Raw genomic sequence first — 21,344 nt, 5'->3', positions numbered from 1 at the left:
TTCAGTCGTTACTGGGCGTAGGTGTAGAAGCCGCGGCCGGACTTGCGGCCGTGCAGCCCGGCGTCGGTCATCTGCTTGAGCAGCGGGCAGGGGCGGTACTTGCTGTCGGCGTAGTGCTCGTAGAGCACCTCGACGCTGTAGAGGATCGTGTCGACGCCGATCAGGTCGGCGGTCTCCAGCGGTCCCATCGGGTGGCCGAAGCAGCTCCGGAAGACCTCGTCCACCGACTCGGCGTCGGCCACGCCCTCGTGCACGAGGTAGGCGGCCTCGTTGACGGTGAGCATCAGCACCCGGTTGGAGATGAAGCCGCAGGAGTCCTTGACGTCCACGGCCTTCTTGCCCATGGCGCTCAGCAGGTCCCGGGTGCGCTGGATCGTCTCCGGCGAGGTGTGGAAGCCGGGGATCAGCTCCACGGCCGGCTTGGCCGGGACGGGGTTCATGAAGTGGACGCCGATCACCTTGTCGGGCCGCCCGGTGACGGCGCCCACCTTGGTGATGGGGATGGCGGAGGTGTTGACGACGAACACGGTGTCCGGGCCGCACTCGCGGTCCAGCGCCTCGTACACCTCCCGCTTGACGTCCCAGTTCTCGGTCACGTTCTCGATGACCACGTCCGCCTTGGCCGCGCCCGCGACGCCGACGGACGTGGAGATCCTGGACAGGACATCGTCCGGGTCCAGGGCGGGTCCGCCCATGAGCCGGCTCATCCGGGTGTTGCGGGCGATGGTGGCCAGCGCGTCCGCCAGGATCTGCTCGTCCTTGTCGACCAGCACCACGTCGTGTCCCGTCTGGGCGAGGTTCTGGGCGACCCCGACTCCCATGACGCCAGCGCCTATCACGCCGATAACGGTCATGTCCGCTCCGTTCCGCTCATCGTTGGTCTCTCATCCCTTGTCGGTCTTCTCGGGGGAGTTGCCGGTCTTGTCGGAGGAATGTCGTCACCGTCCTCGCCTGCGCGCCGCCGACGCCTCCAGGCCCGAACGGCGGAGCTGGGCGCGTACCTGGCTGCCGCCGCCCGAGCCGGCCAGCACCGGGGCCGCCCCCGAGGCCAGCGCCTCGACGGTCCGGCTGAGCGCGGCCACGGTCGGCGCCTCGTACAGGACGTGCGGCGGCAGCTCGTCCAGCTCGAACGCGCGCCGCACGGCGGCCACGATGGCGACGCCGAGCAGCGAGTTGCCGCCGAGCTCGAAGAAGTTGTCCAGCACCCCCACCCGGTCCAGGCGCAGCGACTCGCCCCAGATGGCCGCGATGGTCTCCTCGGCGTGGCCGTCCGGCTCCTGGTAGGCGGTGAGCAGCTCGGGCCTCGGGTGCCGCTCGCCGCTCGCGCCGCCCATCGCCGGGGAGGTCACCACGTCCACGGTGAACTCCGCGCTGCCGCGCACCAGCGTCGGGAAGTCCTGGGTGGAGACGACGACCCGCGGCTCGCCGGTGGCCAGGGCCCGCAGCAGCGAGCGCCAGCCGTCGTCGAACGCGATGCCGACGCGGGCCCGGTTCTGCCGGAAGAAGTCGCGCAGCGCCTCCTCGTACCCGGCCAGCCCGGCCTCCCAGGCGTTCCACGTCCACTCGCCCCAGCCGACGGACACCACGCGGCGGCCCGTCGCGGCGAGCCGGTGCGCGTAGGCGTCGAGGAAGGCGTTGGCGGCGCAGTAGTCGACCTGCCCGGGGCCCCCGCCCGTGGCCGAGGTGATCGAGGAGAACAGCACGAGGAAGTCCAGCTCGACCTCGTCCGGCCCGCCCAGGCGCAGCGCCTCGGCCAGCGCCAGCGTGCCGGCCACCTTGGGCGCCAGCACCTCGTCCAGCTCCTCGGGACGCTTGAACTGCATGAGCCCCATGGCGGGGACGCCGGCCGCGTGGAGGACGCCGTGCAAGGCGCCGAACCGGGCCACGGCCGTGTCCACGGCCCGGCGCACGTCCTCCGGGCGGGCGACGTCGCCGGTGACGACCTCGACCTCGCCGCCCAGCGCCTCCAGCCCGGCGACGGCGGCGACGCGCCTGCGGGTGACCTCGCCGGCGGCGATGTCCCCCGACAGGACGCCGGGCCAGTCGGCGCGCGGCGGCAGGCCGTGCCGGGCCAGCAGGACCAGCCTGCCCCGGCACTCGCGGACCAGGTGCTCGGCCAGGCCCAGCGCGATGCCGCCCAGGCCGCCGGTGACCAGGTACACGCCGCCTTCGCGCAGCGCCGCCTGCTCCTTGACGGGCGGAGCCGGGAGGGGGTCGTAGCCGGGCACCCAGCGGCGGCCCCGGCGCAGCGCCACGGTCCGGTCGGTCTGCGGCCGGGCCAGCTCGGCCGTCAGGGCGGTCAGGTCCCGCGCCCCGGGCTCGGCGGGCAGGTCCACCAGGCGGGTGGTCACGCCGGGGTACTCCAGCGGGATCACCGCGCACGGGCCGAGCAGCGTCGCGCCGTACGGGTCGGCCACCTCCTCGCCGAGCACCGGCTGCGTCCCGGCCACGGCCACGTCCAGCGACCAGGCGCCGATGCCGGACTCCCCGGCGGCGCGGGCGAGCGCCACGAGCGTCCGCAGCCCGAGGTCCACGGCGTCCTTCCCGGAGCCCTGCGTGCCATCGGCGTCCAGGGTCCAGAGGTGGACGACGCGGTCGAGGGGGCGGCCGGTGAGGCGCAGGTCGCGGAGCAGGGCCAGCGTGTCGGTCACGTCGCCCGGCCGGATCGTGTAGCCGTCGCCGGTGGCGGCGTAGGCGTCGCCCGGCCGTACCAGCGTGACGGGCGCGCCCGTGGCGGCGACGGCGGCGCGCAGCGCGGCCACGGCCTCCCCGGCGACCCCGTCGTCCCCGGCGAACACCAGCCACGAGTCCGGCCGGCGCTCGGCCGCCGCCGGGGGCGCGGTCTGCCGCCACACCGGCAGGTACAGCCACTGCTCCTCGGGCAGCTTGGGCAGGCTCGTGATGGCCTCGAACAGGTCGGCGGGCACGTCCGCGGCGGACTCGGCGGCCTGCCTGCGCGTCGCGGGCGGGTCGATCCAGTAGCGCTGGCGCTGGAACGGATACGTCGGCAGCGGCACCCGCCCCGGCAGGCCAGGGCGTGACTCGCCCGGGTCGCCGGTCCGGCCGTGGTAGGCGTTCCAGTCGAGGGTGACGCCGCACAGCCACAGCCGCGCCAGGCAGCCGGCCAGCACCTCGTCACCGGGCCGGGCGTCGCTCGCGGCGGGCAGCGTGTGCGTGACGAGCGGCCACCGCTCGGGCGGGCAGCCCGCGCCGCGCACCATCGCGCCCAGGGACTGCCCCGGCCCGATCTCCACCACGGCCAGGCCCGGGTCGGCCAGCAGCGTGCCGATCCCGTCGGCGAACCGGACCGTGCCGCACATGTGCCGCGCCCAGTAGCCGGGGTCGCGCACCAGCTCGGCGTCCGCCACGGCGCCGGTCAGGTTCGACACGTACGGCAGGGCCGGGGGGTTGAGCCGGATGTTGGCCTTGACCCACTGGGTGAGCTCGTCGGCCAGGGGCTCCAGCATGCGGGAGTGGAAGGCGTGGGTGGTCTCCAGCGGGCGGCACGGCACCGCCGCGGCGCGCAGCTCCTCCGCCAGCCGGTCGACGTCCTCGGCCGGGCCGGCGACGACGGTGACCTGCGGGCCGTTCACGGCGGCCACGTCGAGCCCCCGCTCCTCCAGCCGGAACCGGCGGCGCAGCCGGTCGGCGGGCAGCGAGACGGCGAGCATGGAGCCGGCCGGCATCCGGGCGATGAGCCGGGCCCGGTGCGCGACCAGGGCGACGGCGTCGGGCAGGGACAGCACGCCGGCCAGGCACGCGGCGACGTACTCGCCGAGGCTGTAGCCGAGCATGAGCCGGGGCTGGAGACCCCAGGCCATGAGCGTGCGCGCGAGGGCGTACTCGACGGCGAACAGCGCGGGCTGCACCACCTCGGTCCGCCGCAGCGCCGCCTCCCGCCCGCCCTCGCCGGGCTCCCTCCTGCCGAGGAGGGCGGCCAGGCCGGCGGCCTCGCCGCGTTCCCCGGTCAGCAGGTCGGCGAGCTCGGCGGGGTCCACGACGCCGTCCAGCGCCTCGCCCAGGTGGCGCAGGCACTCGTCCAGCTCGGCGCGGAACACCGGCTCGTGCCGGTAGAGGTCACCCGCCAGGCCCGGGTACTGCTCGCCGACGCCCCCGAACAGGAACGCGACCTGCCTGCCCCGCACGGTCTCGACGCGGCCCAGCAGGTCGTCCGCGCGCCGCCCGTCCAGCGCCGCGGCGGCGGCCGCGAGGTCACCGGCGACGATCGCCCTGCGGTGCTCGAACGTCTTGCGTCCCACCTGGAGCGTGTACGCGACGTCGGCCAGCCGCGGGCCCGGCCCGTCGGCGAGGTGCCCGCCGAGCCGCCGGCACGCCTCGTCCGCCGCGTCGGCCGTACGGGCCGAGACCGTCACCACCTGGTACCGGCGGCCCGGCCCGGGGGCCTCGTCGCGGGCGGGGGGCTCCTCGATCACCATGTGCACGTTCGTGCCGCCCATTCCCAGGGAGTTGAGTCCCGCGATGCGCGGCCGGCCGTCACGGGTGCGCCACGGGGAAAGCTCGGCGTTGACGTAGAAGGGGCTGCCGTCGAAGTCGATCTCCGGGTTGGGGCTGGTGTAGTGCAGGCTCGCCGGGATGACCCCGTGGTGCGCCGCGAGCGACGTCTTGATGAGCCCGCTCGCCCCGGCGGCCCGGTCGAGGTGGCCGACGTTGGTCTTGACCGACCCGATCGGGCAGTACCGCCGCTCCCGCGTCGTACCGAACGCCCGGGTCAGCGCGGCCACCTCGATGGGGTCGCCCAGCTCGGTGGCGGTGCCGTGCGCCTCCACGTAGCTGATGTCCTCGCCGGTGACGCCCGCGTCGGCCATCGCGTCGGCGATCACCCGGGACTGGCCGACGACGCTGGGCGCCGTGTAGCCGACCTTGAGCGCGCCGTCGTTGTTCATGGCCGAGCCGCGGATGACGGCCCAGATGTGGTCGCCGTCGCGGATCGCGTCGGGCAGCCGCTTCAGCAGCACCGCGGCGGCCCCGTCGCCGAACATGCTGCCCTTGGCCCCGGCGTCGAACGCCCGCACGTGGCCGTCGGGCGACTCCTGGCCGCCGGGCCCGTACAGGTGGCCGACCCGGTCGGGGACGCGGATCGACACGCCGCCCGCCAGCGCCAGCTCGCAGTCGCCGGCCCGCAGGCTCTGCACGGCCAGGTGCGCGGCCACCAGCGACGTGGAGCAGAACGTCTGCACCGCGACACTCGGCCCGTACAGGTCGAACAGGTACGACACGGTCGTGGTCAGGGCGTCCTTGTCGTTGCCCATGATCACCTCGAACCCGCTGAACTCCTTCTGGCCGCCGCCGAGCAGGTGGTCGGCCATCCTGAGCAGGTACGTGCTGATGTTGGCGCCGCCGAACACGCCCACCCGGCCCCGGTGCTCCGGAGCCGCGTAACCGCCCTGTTCGAGGGCCTCCCAACACACTTCGAGGAAGGCGCGCTGCTGCGGGTCGGTGATGGCCGCCATGCGGGGGCTCATGCCGAAGAACGCCGCGTCGAACCCGCTCACGTCGTCCAGGACGGGCCTGGCCGGCACGTACGCGGGGTCCTTGATCTGCTCGGGGTCGGCGCCGGCGGCCAGCAGCTCCTCCTCGGAGAAGAAGCTGATGGACTCGACGCCGTCGTTGAGGTTCCGCCAGAACGTGGCGACGTCGGCGGCGCCGGGGAAGCGGCCGGCCATGCCGACGATCGCGATCCGCCGGTCGTCGTCGGTGGCGGTCGTCTTGGCCCGCTCCCCCACGACCCGCACGCGCTCCTGCGCTTCGCGAGGCTGGGGCTCGGGTGTGGCCGTGGCGCCGCGCTCGTCGAGGATGACGGCCAGCGTGCCGACCGTGGGCGCCTCGAACAGCGCCACCGTCGGCACCGCGACCCCGAACCGCTGCTTCACCAGGGAGAGCATCTGCAACGCCACCAGCGAGTTGCCGCCCAGGTCGAAGAAGTTGTCCCGGGTCCCGACCGGCTCGACGCCCAGCACCTCGGACCAGAGCTCCGCGAGGCCGCGCTCGGCCGCCGACTGCGGCGGGCTGTACGGCTGGGGAAGCTCGGGGCGCGGAAACCGGTCCCCCGCCCCGCCGGACAGCCCCTCTGCGCCGGCTGCACCGGCTGAGCCGTCCGGCGCGACCGCCGCGAGCAGGGCCGTCGCCGCGGGCACGGACCGGGGCAGCCGGTCGGCGAGCCCGCCCGCCGCGACCACCAGCCCGGGACGGGTGGCGGCCGTCAGCCGGTCGAACGCCGCCAGCGACTCCGCGGCGCTCATCGAGTGGGCGGCCATCGCCGCGCCCATGCCGCCTTCCAGCCGGTCGAGCGTGACGGCCCAGGTGTCCCAGCTCGCGGCCGCCCACCGGGTCGGGGTACGGCCGGCGAGATGCGCGGCGTGGCCCCGGTGGGCGAGCGCGGCGAGGGCGGCGTTGGCGGCGGCGTAGCTGCCGAAGGTGATGCCGCCGAGGACGGCGGAGGTGGACGAGAACACGAGGCAGAACCGGGGCGCGAGGCCGGCCGGGAGCTCGCCGAGCACCTCCTCCAGGACGAGCGCGCCGGTCACCTTGGCGGCGAAGTGGCGGCCCACGGCCTCGGCGTCGAGGTCACGCAACGGCCGGAACCCGTCGGCCCGCGTCTCGGCCGCGGCATGCACCACCCCGTCGAGCCGCCGCCTCCCACCGGCGGCGGGACCGGCCCGGCCGGGCCCGCCCGGGACGCCCTGCTCGCCCGGGTCGCCGGCGGCTGTTTCGGTGAGGAGGCCGGCGAGCACGGCGCGCATGGCGGTGGCGTCCGTGACGTCCACGGCGGGGGTGAGCACCTCGGCGCCCAGGGCGCGCAGGCTCTCCACCGCCTGCCGGCGCGGGTCGCCGGCCTCGGCGGGGAGGCCGCCGCGGCTGGTGAGGACGAGGCGCGAGGCGCCGGCGCGGGCGAGGTGCCCGGCGAGCAGCAGCCCGACGTCGCCCAGCCCACCAGTGATCAGGTACGTCCCTCCCGCCCGCACAGCGGCCCCGCCGCCGGACACGGAGTCGCCGGACACGGAGTCGGTCGCGGAGTCGCCGGTCGGGGAGTCGTCGGTGGGGGTGAAGGTGCGGAGGAGACGGGCGCCGGCGCGGTAGGCGACGAAGACCTCGCCCGCCGGGGCCAGGATCTCGCCGGTCAGCGCGTCCGCCACGGCCTGGGGGCCGGCGCCGGGGTCGAGGTCCACGGCGGAGCAGTCGAGGTTGAGGTACTCCTGGTTGGCGACCATCGGCAGGGTGGCCGCGGCGGCCTGGGCGGCGTCGGGCACCTCCCCGTCGGCCACCGCCTGCCCGCCGCGCGTGACCAGCAGGACGCGGGTCCCGTCACCGCCCTCCTCACCGAGAGCCGCCAGCAGCCCCGCCACGGGCACGAGCGCGTCCCCGATCCCGGCAGAGACGCTCTCATGCGCGGAGGCGGGCTCGCGCACGGCGTCCAGGAGGCGGAGGTCCACGACCGTGGCCGGGGCGGCGGCGTCCGACCCCCGGGTGAGCGCGGCGAGGTCGTCCGGCTCGGCGACCGTGACGACGTCGACGCCGTGGGCGCGCAGTGACCGGCCCAGCGCCTCGGCGGCTTCTCCGTCCGTACGGCCTGCCACGAGAACGCACCGGCCCACCCGGACGCCCGGCTCGGCGGCCCCGATCGCGGGGGCAACCGCGTGGGTCCAGCCCGGGACGAGCAGCTCCACGTGCGGCCGCCCCGCATCGGCCGGCGCATCCGCCGGGGAGGGCCCGCTCTTACGGCCCGCTCCGTTGAGGGATGCGGCTCCATTGAGAGAGGAGCCCGCGTTCAGGGAGGCGCCCCCGTTGGGAGAGGCGGCCCCGTTGAGGGGGGCGGCTCCGTTGGGAGAGGCGATCCCGTTGAGGGGGGCGGCTCCGTTGAGAGGGGCGCTGGAAGAGGCGGACCCGTTCGAGGCGGTCTGGGGCGCGGTGCCGGTCGAGGCCGTTCCCCGCGTCACCTGGGCGGACGGCGGGTCGATCCAGTAGCGCTCGCGCTGGAACGGGTACGTCGGCAGCCCGACCTTGGCCACCGGCCGGTCCTGCCGGTAGCCGGACCAGTCGATCGGCACCCCGGCCAGCCACAGCCGCCCCGCCGCCTCCGCCAGCACCTCGCCGGCCGGGCGCGGGTCGTCCGCCCCGGGAAGCGTGGCCACGACCAGCGGCCAGCGGTCCGGCGGGCAGTCGCGGTGGCCGCGCGTCATCGCGCCCAGCGACTGCCCCGGCCCGATCTCCAGCAGCGCCGTGTCGCCGTCCAGGCGCAGCAGCGTGCTCAGCACGCCGTCGAACTGGACGGGCGAGCACATGTGCTCGGCCCAGTACGCCGGGTCGGTGAGCTGGGCGGCGGTGGCGAGCTCGCCGGTGACATCGGAGACCAACGGGATGCGGGGCGCGTGGAGGGGGACGTTCTCGGCGATCCAGGCGGTCAGCCGCTCGCGCAGCGGCTCCATCATCCCGGAGTGGAAGGCGTGGCTCGTGGCCAGCGGCCGGCAGGGCCCCCCGTCGGCCGCCAGCAGCGCCCTGGCCGCGGCCATCGCCGCGGGCTCGCCCGCCAGCACGGTCAGCTGGGGGCCGCTGATCGCGGCGACGTCCACACCGGCGACGCCGGCCAGGCGCTCGCGCAGGTCCGCGGCGGCCAGCGGCACCGCGCACATCTCGCCCGGCGGCAGCTCGTCGATGAGGCTCGCCCGGTGGGCGACCAGCGCGATGGCCGACTCCAGGGACATCACCCCGGCCAGGCAGGCCGCGACGTACTCGCCGAGGCTGTAGCCGGCCAGGGCGGCGGGCTCGACGCCCCACGACTGGACGAGCCGGGCCAGCGCGTACTCGACGGCGAACAGCGCGGGCTGGAGCACCCGGGTGGGGGGCGCCGCGGCGGGAGCGGAGGCGCGGCCGAGCAGCCGGCCGAGCGCGTCCCCCTCGCCGTCCCGCCGCGGCCCGATCATCTCGGCGAGCGGGTCGTCGCCGCCCGTCCGCCGGCGCAGCTCGGCGCGGCACCTGTCGAGCGCCGCGCGGAACACCGGCTCGGTCTCGTACAGCTCGGCGGCCATCCCCGGGTACTGCTCGCCGGTGCCGGCGATGAGGAAGGCGACGGGCCGGTCCGCGCGGTTCTCGGCGCGGCCGAGCGCGGCCCCGGACCGGATCTTCTCGGCGGCCTCGGCCGCGGTCGAGGCCACCACCATCCGGCGGTGGGCGAAGACCTGCCGCCCGGTCTGGAGGGTGTGGGCGACGTCGGCCAGCCGGTGACCGGAGCCGTCGCCGGCCGGATCGGCCGCCTGCCCAGCCGGGCGTTCCGTCTCCGCCGGATGTCCAGCCGGATGTCCGGCCGGATGTCCGGCCAGGTGTCCCGCCAGGCGTTCGGTCATCGCCTCGGCGGCGCCGGCCGTACGGGCGGACCAGACGAGCAGCTCGGGGCGGGGCGGCTCCTCGGTGCGCGGCACGAGCGGGGCCTCCTCGACCACGACGTGCGCGTTGGTGCCGCCGATCCCGAACGCGCTGACCCCGGCGCGGCGGGTCCGGCCCGCCTCGCGCGGCCAGCCGCGCAGCCCGGTGACGATCTCCAGCCGGGCCTGGCCGGAGGCGAGCTGCGGGTTGGGGTCGGTCAGGTTGATGGTGGGCGGGATCTCGTCGTGGCGCAGGGAGAGGGCGACCTTGATGAGGTTGGTGACGCCGGCGGCGCGGTCGAGGTGGCCGAGGTTCGTCTTGACGGAGCCGATGAGCACCGACTCGTCCTGGAACACCTGCTGCAGCGCCGCCAGCTCGGCCGCGTCGCCCAGGGCGGTGCCGGTGCCGTGCGCCTCGACGTAGTCGATGTCGGCGGGCGTCAGCCCGGCGCTCGCCAGGGCCTCCGCCATGACCGCGGCCTGCCCCTGCACGCCGGGGGCGGTGAAACCGGCCTTGCGGCCGGCGTCGTTGTTGACCGCCCAGCCGCGCAGCACGGCGTAGATCTGGTCGCCGTCGGCGAGCGCGTCCTCCAGCCGCCGCAGCGCGACCACGCCGACGCCGCTGCCGAGGGGCGCGCCCATCCCGGCCGCGTCGAACGCGCGGCACTCGCCGTCGGGCGGGGCGATGCCGCCCTGCTGGTAGAGGTAGCCGACGCGGTGCGGAACGTTCACCGCGACGCCGCCGGCCAGGGCCAGGTCGCACTCGAAGGCCGCCAGGCTGGTGGCGGCGGCGCACACCGCGACCAGCGACGTGGAGCAGTAGCTCTGCACGCCGTAGCTGGGGCCGGACAGCCCGAGCGTGTGCGCGACGCGGGTGGTGAGGGAGTCCTTGTCGTTGGCCAGCCCGACCGCGAGGTCGCCCATGACGGCGCCGACGCCGCTCGGCAGCAGGTTGTTCTGCATGTACGAGCTGTGCGCGCACCCGCCGAACACGCCGATGGCCCCGTCGAACCTCGTCGGATCGCAGCCGGCGTCCTCCAGCGCGGTCCACCCGTGCTCCAGGAACAGCCGGTGCTGCGGGTCGAGGATCTGCGCCTCCTTCGGGCCGATCCCGAAGAAGCCCGCGTCGAACAGCTCGACGCCGTCGATCACCGGGCTCGCCTTCACGTACGAGGGGTCGGTGATCAGCTCCTCCGGGACCCCGGCGGCGCGCAGCTCCGCGTCGGTGAACCGGGTGACGCCGGACGCGCCGGACCGGATCGCGGACCACAGCTCGGCCACGTCGGACGCCCCGGGGAAGCGCCCGGACATGCCGACGATCGCGATGTCGGTCCCGGAGCCTTCGCCGTCGATCTCGTCGATGTCGTCGATCACGTCTACCGTCCTCGTGTCGGGCCTGCTGTCGGGCCGCGTCGGGGGCCGCTGGTCCACGGGCTCGCCTCCCGCGCTCATCTCCGTTTGCCGGAACGGGCCCTGCGCCGCCGTTCCCCCCGTGCCGAACTGCCGGCCAGCGCCTCCTGGCCGGTCGCGCCGCCGTCCTCCGCCGCTCCGAGCGCCGCCGTGAACTCCGCGACGGTCGCGTGCTCGAACAGCAGCGCGGGCGGCACCGGCCGGCCGAGCTCCTTCTCGATGGCGAGCACCATGGCCATGCCGACCAGGGAGTTGCCGCCGAGGTCGAAGAACGGGTCGTGGACGCCGACGCCGTCGATGCCGAGGTACGCGCCCCACAGATCGGCCATCCGGGCCTCGGCGTCGGTCCGGGGCGGCGCGTAGTCGGCGCGCAGCCCGGGGCGCGGGAACCGCTCCCCCTTCGGCCCGGCCGCCACCGCCGCGCCGACGAGGTCGTCCAGGTCGAGCATGCTCGACCAGGCGTTCAGGACCTCGCGCAGCGGCTGCCGTACGGCCATGACGCCGCCGTGGCCGCCGGCCAGGATGCGGTCGAGCAGCGCGCACCCGGCCTCGTCGGGGAAGCCGTGGGCGTCGCGGTAGGCGGCCACCCGCTCGGCCAGGCCGCCGGTCGTCTTCAGCCCCTCGGCCTGCCACACGTCGTGCCGCCACGGACCCCAGGCCACCGACACGACCCTGGTCGAGGGGGCGGTGGCGGCCAGCGCCTGGCCGTACGCGTCGAGGACGGTGTTGGCGGCGCAGTAGTCGGCCTCGCCGATGCCGCCGAACGCCGTGACGGCGGAGGAGTAGAGGACCAGCAGCTCGGGCCGCTCGGCGGCGGGTGTGCCCCCGCCGACCAGCTCGGCGAGCGGGCCCATGGCGAGGACCTTGGGGGCGAGCACCGCGGTGGCGTCGGCGACCGTGCGGCGCTGGGTCAGGCCGCCCGCGGGGAGGCCGGCGGCGTGGACGACGCCGTGCAGCCGGCCGAACCGCTCGCGGGCCCGTCGCAGGGCGTCGCGCAACTGGTCGGGGACGCCGGTGTCGGCGGCGAGCAGCAGCACCTCGGCCCCGGCGGCCTTCAGCTCGGCCACGTCCCGGAGGGTCGCGGCCACCCGCGCGTCGGTCTCGCCGGTCGCGGCTCGCGTGGGGGTGCCGGGCGCGGTGTCCGTGGGGATGGGGGTGCGGCCGACGAGGGCGAGGCGGCGCACGCCGGCGCGGACGAGGTGCTTGGCGAGCGCCATGCCGAGTCCGCGCGTGCCACCGGTGATGAGGTAGGCGCCGTCGGGCCGCCACACGGCTTCGGCCGTGTTGTCCGGGACCTGGGCCCATGCGCGGATCCAGCGGCGGCCGCGCCGCCATCCCGTGAGCGCGTCGCGGGCGTCGGGGTCGGCGCCGTCGGGCGGCGCGGCCGTCAGCTCCGCCAGCAGCACGGTGGCCGGCTCGGACATCGGTCCGGTCATCAGCCCGGACATCGGCCCGGTCGTCGGTTCGGTCGTCGGCCCGGTCGTCGGTCCGGAGACCGGCCCGGTGGCGGGCTCGTGGGGCGGCCGTGCCGTTACCCGGCCGCCGGACTCCGGGTCGAGGTCGACGCCGCTCCAGGTCAGGCCCGGGTACTCGTGCCGCACCGCGCGGCCGAGCCCGTGGGCGAGCGCCTGGTGGGGAGCCGGCGCGTCCCGGCCGACGATCTCGGTGGCGCCGCTGGTGACGGTCAGCAGCCGTACGCCCTGGCGGGCGGGCAGGTCGCCGAGTGCCTGGACGGCCAGGAGGAGCCCGGTGAAACCGTGCTCGACCGCGGCGCGCAGCTCCGCGTCCCCGGCGAACGCCGCCGGAGCCGCCTCGGAGGCGTCAGAGGGGGCGGAGCCGTCGCCGAGTCCCCACAGGTACGCCACGTGCACGGGTCCGTCGCCGAGACCGGTGAAGACCTCGGCGTGGTGTTCGGGCACGGCCGGGTCGATGGTCAGGCGGCGCCCTTCTCGTCGCGGCCCGGTCGTTCCGGAGCCGGGCGGGGCGGCGACCACCTCGACGACGGGCGTTCCCGCCGCCTCGGCCAGGTCGGCCAGGGCGGTGCCGGCGCCGCCGGGGTCGGCGAAGACCACGAGCGGGCCGGGCAGCCGCACGGACCCCGGAAGCGGCGCGCGGGCCGGGTCCTGCCGCCAGGCCGGGACGAACACGAAGTCCCCGTCCGGCTCGCCGGCCGGGATCGCGCCCGCCGCCTCGGGGGCACCGGCGCCGTCCGGCCGGCGCGGTCCGACGGCGGCCGCGGTGGAGCCGGCCCCGTCCGGTCGGCGCGGCCCGATACCGGCCCCGGAAGCGCGGCGGGGCCTGAGGTCGGGGCCGAAGCCGGAGCCGAGGTCCGGGTCGGCGTCCGGCCAGAAGCGGGTGCGCTGGAACGGGTACGTCGGCAGGCCGAGCACCTGGCCGTCGCCGGGCCGGGTGAGGTCCCAGGCGACGGGCACGCCCAGCTCCCACAGCGCGGCACAGGCGGCCAGCAGCTCCTGGTGCGCGTCGCGGCGCTCCCCCGCGGTCCAGCGGGGCGGCAGCGTGCCGAGGACGGCCGGGGCCGGCCCGCCGGTGAGGTTCTGCCGTACCAGACCGCCGAGGGTCTGCCCCGGCCCGAGCTCCACGAACGCCGCCACGTCCTGCCCCACGCAGTGCCGCACGCCGTCCGCGAAACGGACCGTGCCGACGAGCTGGTCGGCCCAGTACGAGGTGCTGGTGGCCTGCTCGGCGGTGAGCGGCCGGCCGGTGAGGTTGGAGACGATGGTGACGGCGGGCGCCCGGCGCGGCACCGACTCCAGCACCGCGGCGAGCTTCTCGCGGGCGGGCTGGAGCAGCGCCGAGTGGAAGGCGTGGGCCGAGCGCAGCGGGCGGCACGCGATGCCGGCTCCCGTCAGCGCGGCCGTGGCGGCCTCGATGTCGGCGGGCAGGCCGCTGAGCACGGTCATCGCGGGGCCGTTGCGGGCCGCGACGTCCACCTCGATCCCCGCGCCGGTCAGCGCGGCGGTGACGCGCTCCTCCGGGGCGGCGACCGCGACCATGCGGCCGGCGGGCACCGCGCTGATCAGGTGGGCGCGCTCGACGACCACGTGCAGCGCGTCCTCCAGGGTGAAGACGCCGGCCAGGCAGGCGGCCACGTACTCGCCGAAACTGTAGCCGACGAGCACGTCCGGGGTGACGCCCCAGTGCTGGAGCAGCCTGGCCAGCGCGTACTCGACGGTGAACAGGAACGGGTGGGCGATGGCGGCCTGGTCCAGCGGGTCGTGCCCGGTGGACGTGTCGCCGGGCGCGGGGCGGCGGCCGAGCAGGGCGGCCAGGTCGTCGCCCGCGGGCGCGGGGCCGGTGTCGCCCTCGGGGAAGAACAGGGGGCGCAGGTCCACGCCGGAGCGCCGGGACACCAGCTCGACGCAGGTGTCCACGGCCTGGGCGTACACGGGCTCCCTGGCGTACAGCTCCCTGCCCAGGCCCGCGTACTGGTCGCCGACCCCCTGGAGGAGGAACGCGACCCGCGGGCGGCCCTTCACCCGGTGCCCGCCGTCCTGACGGCCCTCCGGACGGGCGATGGCGCGCAGGCGCTCCACCGCGTCGCCGGGGTCGGAGCAGAGGACGGCGCGGCGGTGGTCCAGCTCGGCGCGCCCGGCCTGGAGGGTGCGGGCGAGGTCGGCGAGCGGCGTCCCGGGACGCTCGCCGAGCCACGTGGCGAGCCGGTCGGCCTGCTCGCGCAGCGCCTCCTGACCGGCCGCCGACACCGGCAGCACGTACGCGGAGACCGGTCCGGCGCCGGCCGGGACCGCCGGGTCGGGCGTGGCGGGGTCCGGGGCCGCCTCCACGATCACGTGGGCGTTCGTGCCCGACAGGCCGAAGGAGCTGACGCCCGCGAGCCGGGGCCGGTCCTGGCGGGGCAGCGGCACGGCATCGTCGACCGGCCGGACGCTGCCGTCCTCGGGGATGGCCGTCGCCGGGGTGGTCAGGTGGAGGTTCGGCGGGATGAGCCCGTTCTCCAGGATGAGTGCCGTCTTGATGAGGCCGGCGATGCCCGCGGCGGCCTGGGTGTGACCGATGTTGGTCTTGACGGCGCCGACCCGGAGCGGCCGGTCGGGTCCGCGTCCGCCGAAGACGTCGTGCAGGGCGGACAGCTCGATGGCGTCGCCGAGGTGGGTGCCGGAGCCGTGCGCCTCGACGTAGTCGATGTCGTCGGGGGCGACGCGGGCCGCCGCGAGCGCCCGGCCGATGACGTCGGCCTGCGCGCGGCGGCTGGGCGCGGTCAGCCCGTTGCTGCGGCCGTCCTGGTTGACCGCCGAGCCGCGCAGGACGGCGCGGACGCGGCGGCCGTTGGCGAGCGCCTTCGACAGCGGCTCCAGCACGACCAGGCCGCCGCCCTCGCCCATGACGTAGCCGTCGGCCCCCTCGTCGAACGTCTTGCACCGCCCGTCGGCGCTCATCATCAGGCCCGCGCACGCCTGCACGAACGTGGTGGGGTGCAGGGTCAGCGACGCGCCCGCCGCGATGGCGAGGTCGCACTCGCCTCTGCGCAGGCTCTCCATGGCCAGGTGGACCGCGATGAGCGACGAGGAGCAGGCCGTGTCGATCGTCATCGTGGGGCCGATCAGGTCGAGCTGGTAGGCGATCCGCCCGGCCGCCACGCTCGACACCGCGCCCTGCCCCAGGTACGGGTCCGAGACGGCGTCGGGACCCTGCCGCTCCATCTGCAGCCGGCCGTACTGGAGGGTGTCCATGTAGCCGACCATCACGCCGGTGCGGCTGCCCGCCAGCCGGGACGGCGAGATGCCGGAGTTCTCCAGGCCCTCCCAGGCCAGCTCCAGCAGCAGCCGCTGGTGCGGGTCCATGCGGAGCGCCTCGCGCGGCGACAGGCCGAAGAACTCGGCGTCCCACCCCGAGACGTCGTCCAGCCATGCCCCGTACCTGGTGTACATGGCGCCCGGCACGCCCGGCTCGGGGTCGTAGTAGTCGTCGACGTCCCAGCGGGAGGGCGGCACCTCGCGGACGACGTTCCTGCTGTCGCGCAGGAGGCGCCAGAAGTCCTCGACCGTGTCACCGCCGGGGTAGCGGCAGGCCATGCCGATGACGGCGATGGGTTCGTGGCGGCGCTCCTCGGCCTCGGTGAGGCGGTGGCGGGCCTGGGCGAGTTCGACGGTGGCGCGCTTGAGGTAGGCGCGGAGCTTGTCCTCGGTCCCCATCGGGCGAGCCTTTCCGGTCGTGGGCTTCACGGGTCACAGTTCGTTGTCGATGAGGGCGAAGATCTCTTCGTCGGAAGCTGAGTCGATCTTGTCGGCGACGTCCGCGACGCCGTCGGGGCCGGGGCCGAGCCGGTCGAGGGTGCTCTGCAGGAGCGACACGAACCGGTCGCGCAGGGCGTCCCCCTCGCCGTTCGCCGCGGCGATCATGTCCTCGACCCGGTCGAGGACGGCGCGCAGCGTGTCCTCCGGCGACGGGGACGGGGGCGCGAGGGTGCGGAAGAGGTAGTCGGCCAGGGAGTTGACCGTCGGGTGGTCGAAGACGAGGGTGGCCGGCAGGCGCAGGCCGGTGTCGGCGTTGAGCCGGTTGCGCAGCTCGACGGCGGTCAGGGAGTCGAAGCCGAGCTGGTTGAAGGCCCGGTCGACCTCGATGTGCTCGGCGCTGCCGTGCGCCAGGACGGCCGCCACGTGGGCGCGTACGGTGTCGGTGAGCATCCGCTGGGCGTCGGTGCGGGGCAGGTCCGCCAGGCGCCGGGTGAGCGCCGCGGGCCCGGCTCCGCCGGCGGCTCCGGCGTTCCCCGCGGTACGGCGGGGCGCCCGTACGAGGCCGCGCAGCAGGGCCGGCAGGTCGCCCGCCTCGGCGCGGGCCCGCAGCCCGGCGTTGTCCCAGCGGGCGGCCACCACCTGCGGCTCGGCGCCGGTCAGAGCGCCGTCGAACAGCTCCAGGCCCTGCTCCACGCTCAGCGGGGCGATGCCGGCCCGGGCCAGCCGGGCGTGGTCGGCTCCGGTCAGCCCGCCGGTCATCCCGGAGTCGGTGTCCCAGAGTCCCCAGGCGACGGACACGGCCGGCAGGCCCAGCGCGTGCCGGTGCCCGGCCAGGGCGTCCAGGAAGGCGTTGGCCGCGGCGTAGTTGCCCTGGCCCGCGTTGCCGAGCACCCCGGCGAGGGACGAGAACAGCGCGAAGACCGACAGGGGCCGGTCGAGGGTCAGCTCGTGCAGGTGCCAGGCGGCGTCCGCCTTGGGCGCCAGCACGGTGGCCATCCGTTCCGGCGTCAGTCCTTCGACGACCGCGTCGTCCAGGACGCCGGCCGTGTGGACGACCCCCGCGAGCGACGGCACCTCGGCCAGCAGGGCGGCCAGCGCCGCCCGGTCGGCCACGTCGCAGGCCGCGACCCGCACCGACGCACCGAGCCCGGACAGCTCGGCCGCCAGCGCGCCGGCCCCCGGAGCCTCGGGCCCGCGGCGGGAGACCAGGACCAGGTCCCGTACCCCGTGCCGTTCCACCAGCCGCCGCGCCACCAGCGCGCCCAGCCCGCCTGTACCGCCGGTCACCAGCACCGTCCCGGACACCTCCCCCGATACGGGGGAGGAGGACGGCCGGGAAGGGCGGCGGGCCAAGCGTGGCACGAGGATCTTGCCCCCGGCCACCCGTACCTGCGGCTCCCCCAGGGCCACCACCCGGGCCCAGTCGGAGAAGCCGTCCTCCACCTCCGCCAGCACGAACCGGCCGGGCTGCTCCGACTGCGCCGACCGCACCAGCCCGTGCACCGCCCCGGCCGCCAGGTCACCGGGCCGGGTCGCGAACACCACCACGTCATCGGCCGGAGCGGCGGCCACCGCCTCCAGCACCCGCCCGGTCAGCGCCCGCACCGACGACGGCACGTCCGGGTCCTCCGGCACGCACCACACCACCGAGGGCACCCCGCCCAGGGCGCCGGCCGCCGGAGCCTCCACCCACTCCACCCCGTACGAGGACGGAGCGGACGGGGCGACGGACCGGGGAGCGGCGGCGCGGACGCGTAACCCGTCGATGGAGAGCACCCGGTCGCCCGCCGGGTCCGCGGCCTCGACGACCACGTCGTCCCCGGACAAGGACCCGGAGCCGGACCCGGACACCCGGACCCGGAGCGCCGACGCCTCGCCGGCGTGCAGCCGCACCCCGCTGAAGGCGAACGGCAGCCGCAGCTCGTCGCCGTCGCCGCCGGCCAGCACGACCGGGTGGAAGGCGGCGTCCAGGATGGCCGGGTGGATGCCGTACCCGGCGACCTCGACCCCCTCCGGAGCCACGACCTCCGCGAACAGCTCGTCCCCGCGCCGCCACAACGCCCGCAGCCCCTGGAACGCCGGACCGTACTCGTACCCCCGCTCCACCAACCGCTCATAACCACCCTCCACCTCCACCGCCACCGCGTCCGCGGGCGGCCACGCCACCGCCCACGAAGCGGCGTCCTCGGCGGGGGCGGAGTCGGCGAGCACGCCCGAGGCATGCCGCCGCCAGCCCTCCGAGGAGTCAGGGGAGCGGGAGAACACGCCGACGGCGCGGCGGCCGTCGGCGCCGGGACGTTCCACGGTTACCTGGACGGTGACGGCCCCGGCGTCGGGCAGGTACAGGGGCGCCTCGATGACCAGCTCCTCCAGCACGGGCGAGCCGGCGTGGACGCCGCCCTCCAGCGCCAGCTCGACGAAGGCAGCGCCCGGCAGCAGCACGCCGCCCTGGACGGCGTGGTCGGCCAGCCAAGGGGCGCCCTTGAGCGAGAGCTGCCCGGTCAGGACGTAACCGTCGCCGGCCACCGGGACGACCGCCGTGAGCAGCGGGTGCCGGGCGTCGTCGATGCCCGCGCCGGCGGGCCGGCCGACGCGCTCGCGGTCGCCGAGCCAGAACCGGCGCCGCTCGAACGGGTAGGTGGGCGGGTCGACGCGGGGATGCGGCGCGGGCCCGAGCGCGTCGGACCAGGCGACGTCGGCGCCGAGCACCCACGCCTGGGCGAGCGCGGCGAGGAAGCGGCTCCAGTCGCCCGCGCCGCGGCGCAGGCTCGCGCACACGCCCGCGGTGACCCCGGCGTCGTCGCAGATGTCGCCGGTGTCGCCGCCGAGTACGGGGTGCGGGCTGACCTCGACGAACAGCGGCGTCCCGGTGAACGCCCTGATCGCCTCCTCGAACAGCACGGGGTTGCGCAGGTTGTCGTACCAGTAGCGGGTCGTCAGGCGGGCGGGCTCGACGACCGCGCCGGCCAGCGAGGAGCAGAAGACGGTCTCGGTCGGCCGCGGCAGGACGCCGTCGAGCGCGGCCAGCAGCTCGTCGCGGAGCGCCTCCACGTGCGGGGTGTGCGAGGCGTAGTCCACCGCGATGCGGCGCACCCGCACGGTGTCCCCGCAGACGGCGGCGAACTCGTCCAACGCTCCGTCCTCGCCCGCGATCACGCACCCGGCGGGGCCGCTGTGCACGGCCACCCACAGCCGGCCGGCCCACGGCGCGATCCGCTCCTCGGCCCGCACGGCGGGCAGCGCGACGGCGAGCATCCCGCCGGTGCCGCTGAGCCCGATCAGGGAGCGGCTGCGCAGCGCGACGACCTTGGCCGCGTCCTCCAGCGAGAGGGCGCCCGCGACGCAGGCCGCCGCGATCTCGCCCTGCGAGTGGCCCACGACGGCGCCCGGGTGGACGCCGTACGAGCGCCACAGGGCGGCCAGCGACACCATGACGGCGAACAGCACCGGCTGGATGACGTCGGTCCCCTCCAGCTCGGGCGCGCCGCCGGTGCCGCGCAGCACGTCCTCGGCCGCCCAGCCGGTGTACGGCCGCAGCGCGGCGTCGCACTCGCGCAGGCGGGCCCGGAACACGTCGCTGGAGTCGAGCAGGTCCACGGCCATGCCGGCCCACTGCGTGCCCTGGCCGGGGAAGAGGAACACCGGGCGCGGCTCGGCGAGCGCCTCCCCCGTCACGGCGGCGGCGTGCGGAGCGCCGGCGGCGACGGCCTCCAGGGCCTCCGCCAGCTCCTCCCGGTTCGCGGCGACGACCACGGCGCGGTGCGGGAACCGGGCCCGGCTCGCCAGCGCCCGGGCGGTCGCGGCCACCTCCGCGCCGGTGACGCGGCCGGCGTGCTCGCGCAGCCGGCCGGCCTGGGCCCGCAGCGCCGCGACGGACTTGGCGGAGAACGCCCACACGACCGGGCCGTCCGGGCCGGGGATCTCCTCCGCGGGGCGGGGCTCGGGCGCGCTCTCCAGGATGACGTGCGCGTTCGTGCCGCTGACGCCGAAGCTGGAGACGCCCGCCCGCACCGGCCCGTCGGCGGGCAGCTCGACCGCCTCGGTGAGGACGCGCACCCCGCCGGACTTCCAGTCGACGTGCGGGGTCGGCTCCTCGACGTGCAGGGTGGGCGGCAGCAGGCGGTGTTCGAGGGCCTTGACCATCTTGATGACCCCGGCCACGCCGGCCGCGGCCTGGGTGTGGCCGATGTTGGACTTGACGGAGCCGAGCCAGACCGGCCGGTCGGCGGCGCGGGCCCGCCCGTAGGTGGCGAGCAGCGCCTGGGCCTCGATCGGGTCGCCCAGCGTCGTGCCGGTGCCGTGCGCCTCGACGACGTCCACGTCCCGGGTGTCGAGGAGGGCGTCGGCGAGCGCCTGCTGGATGACCCGCTCCTGGGCCGGTCCGCTGGGCGCCGTCATGCCGTTGCTGGCGCCGTCCTGGTTGACGGCCGAGCCGCGGATCACCGCGAGGACGCGGCGGCCGTTGCGCTGGGCGTCCGAGAGGCGCTCCAGGGTGAGCACGCCGACGCCCTCGGACCAGGCGGCGCCGTCGGCGGTCGAGGAGAACGACTTGCAGCGCCCGTCGGGCGCGAGCGCCCGCTGCCGGCAGAACTCGATGAACGGCACCGGCGACGCCATGACGGAGACCCCGCCCGCGAGGGCCAGCGAGCACTCGCCGCGGCGCAGCGCCTGCACGGCCAGGTGCAGGGCGACCAGCGACGAGGAGCACGCGGTGTCTACCGAGATCGAGGGGCCTTCCAGGCCGAGGGTGTACGAGACGCGGCCGGACATGACGCTGGAGGCGCTGGAGGTGAACAGGGTGCCCTCGACGGCCTCGGGGGTGATCTCCAGGAACCGGGTCGAGTAGTGCTCGTACATGTTGCCCGCGTACACGCCGGTGCGGCTGCCACGCAGCGACGACGGGTCGATGCCCGCCCGCTCCAGCGCCTCCCAGCACGACTCCAGGAACAGCCGGTGCTGCGGGTCGGTGGCCAGCGCGCTGCGCGGGCTCATCCCGAAGAACGCGGCGTCGAAGTCGGCCACGGCGCCCACGAACCCGCCGTGCCGCGTGTACGACTTGCCCCACGCCTCGGGGTCCGGGTCGAACAGCCCCTCCAGGTCCCAGCCGCGGTCGGCGGGGAAGTCGCCGATGGCGTCGCCGCCCGCGGCCACCAGGTCCCACAGGTCGTCAGGGCCCCACACCCCGCCGGGGTACCGGCACGCCATGCCCACGATGGCCACCGGCTCGTGCCGCCGGCCCACGTCCTCGGCGAGGCGCTGGCGGGTCTCCGCCAGCTCGACGGTCGCGCGCCTCAGATAGTCGCGGAGCTTGTCCTCGGTCCCCATCGGTGAACCCTTCGGTCGC

4 protein-coding genes are annotated in these 21,344 nt (G+C 76.1%); all 4 read right to left on the bottom strand.

Annotation, left to right across the window (positions count from 1 at the left end; translation table 11 throughout):
• Positions 1–8 precede the first annotated feature (8 nt).
• The gene (locus MTP10_RS29890) at positions 9–854 is read right to left on the bottom strand and encodes an FAD-dependent oxidoreductase (protein WP_310713274.1); all 846 of its coding nucleotides are present in this window, start codon (positions 852–854) and stop codon (positions 9–11) included.
• 84 nt (positions 855–938) lie between these two features.
• Positions 939–10,751 carry an SDR family NAD(P)-dependent oxidoreductase gene (locus MTP10_RS29885; protein WP_310713272.1) on the bottom strand — a complete coding sequence of 3,271 codons (9,813 nt, stop codon included), beginning with the start codon at positions 10,749–10,751 and terminating at the stop codon, positions 939–941.
• A gap of 74 nt (positions 10,752–10,825) precedes the next feature.
• Positions 10,826–15,958, bottom strand: coding sequence for a polyketide synthase (locus tag MTP10_RS29880; RefSeq protein WP_310713270.1), 5,133 nt, complete (start codon positions 15,956–15,958; stop codon positions 10,826–10,828).
• A 33-nt stretch (positions 15,959–15,991) separates the two neighbouring features.
• The gene (locus tag MTP10_RS29875; RefSeq protein ID WP_310713268.1) at positions 15,992–21,325 is read right to left on the bottom strand and encodes a type I polyketide synthase; all 5,334 of its coding nucleotides are present in this window, start codon (positions 21,323–21,325) and stop codon (positions 15,992–15,994) included.
• Positions 21,326–21,344: the final 19 nt, after the last annotated feature.

The sequence above is a fragment of the Nonomuraea sp. 3-1Str genome (genome assembly GCF_031570565.1).
Classification (GTDB): Bacteria; Actinomycetota; Actinomycetes; order Streptosporangiales; family Streptosporangiaceae; genus Nonomuraea.
This window is presented reverse-complemented; position numbering and strand designations above follow the sequence as displayed.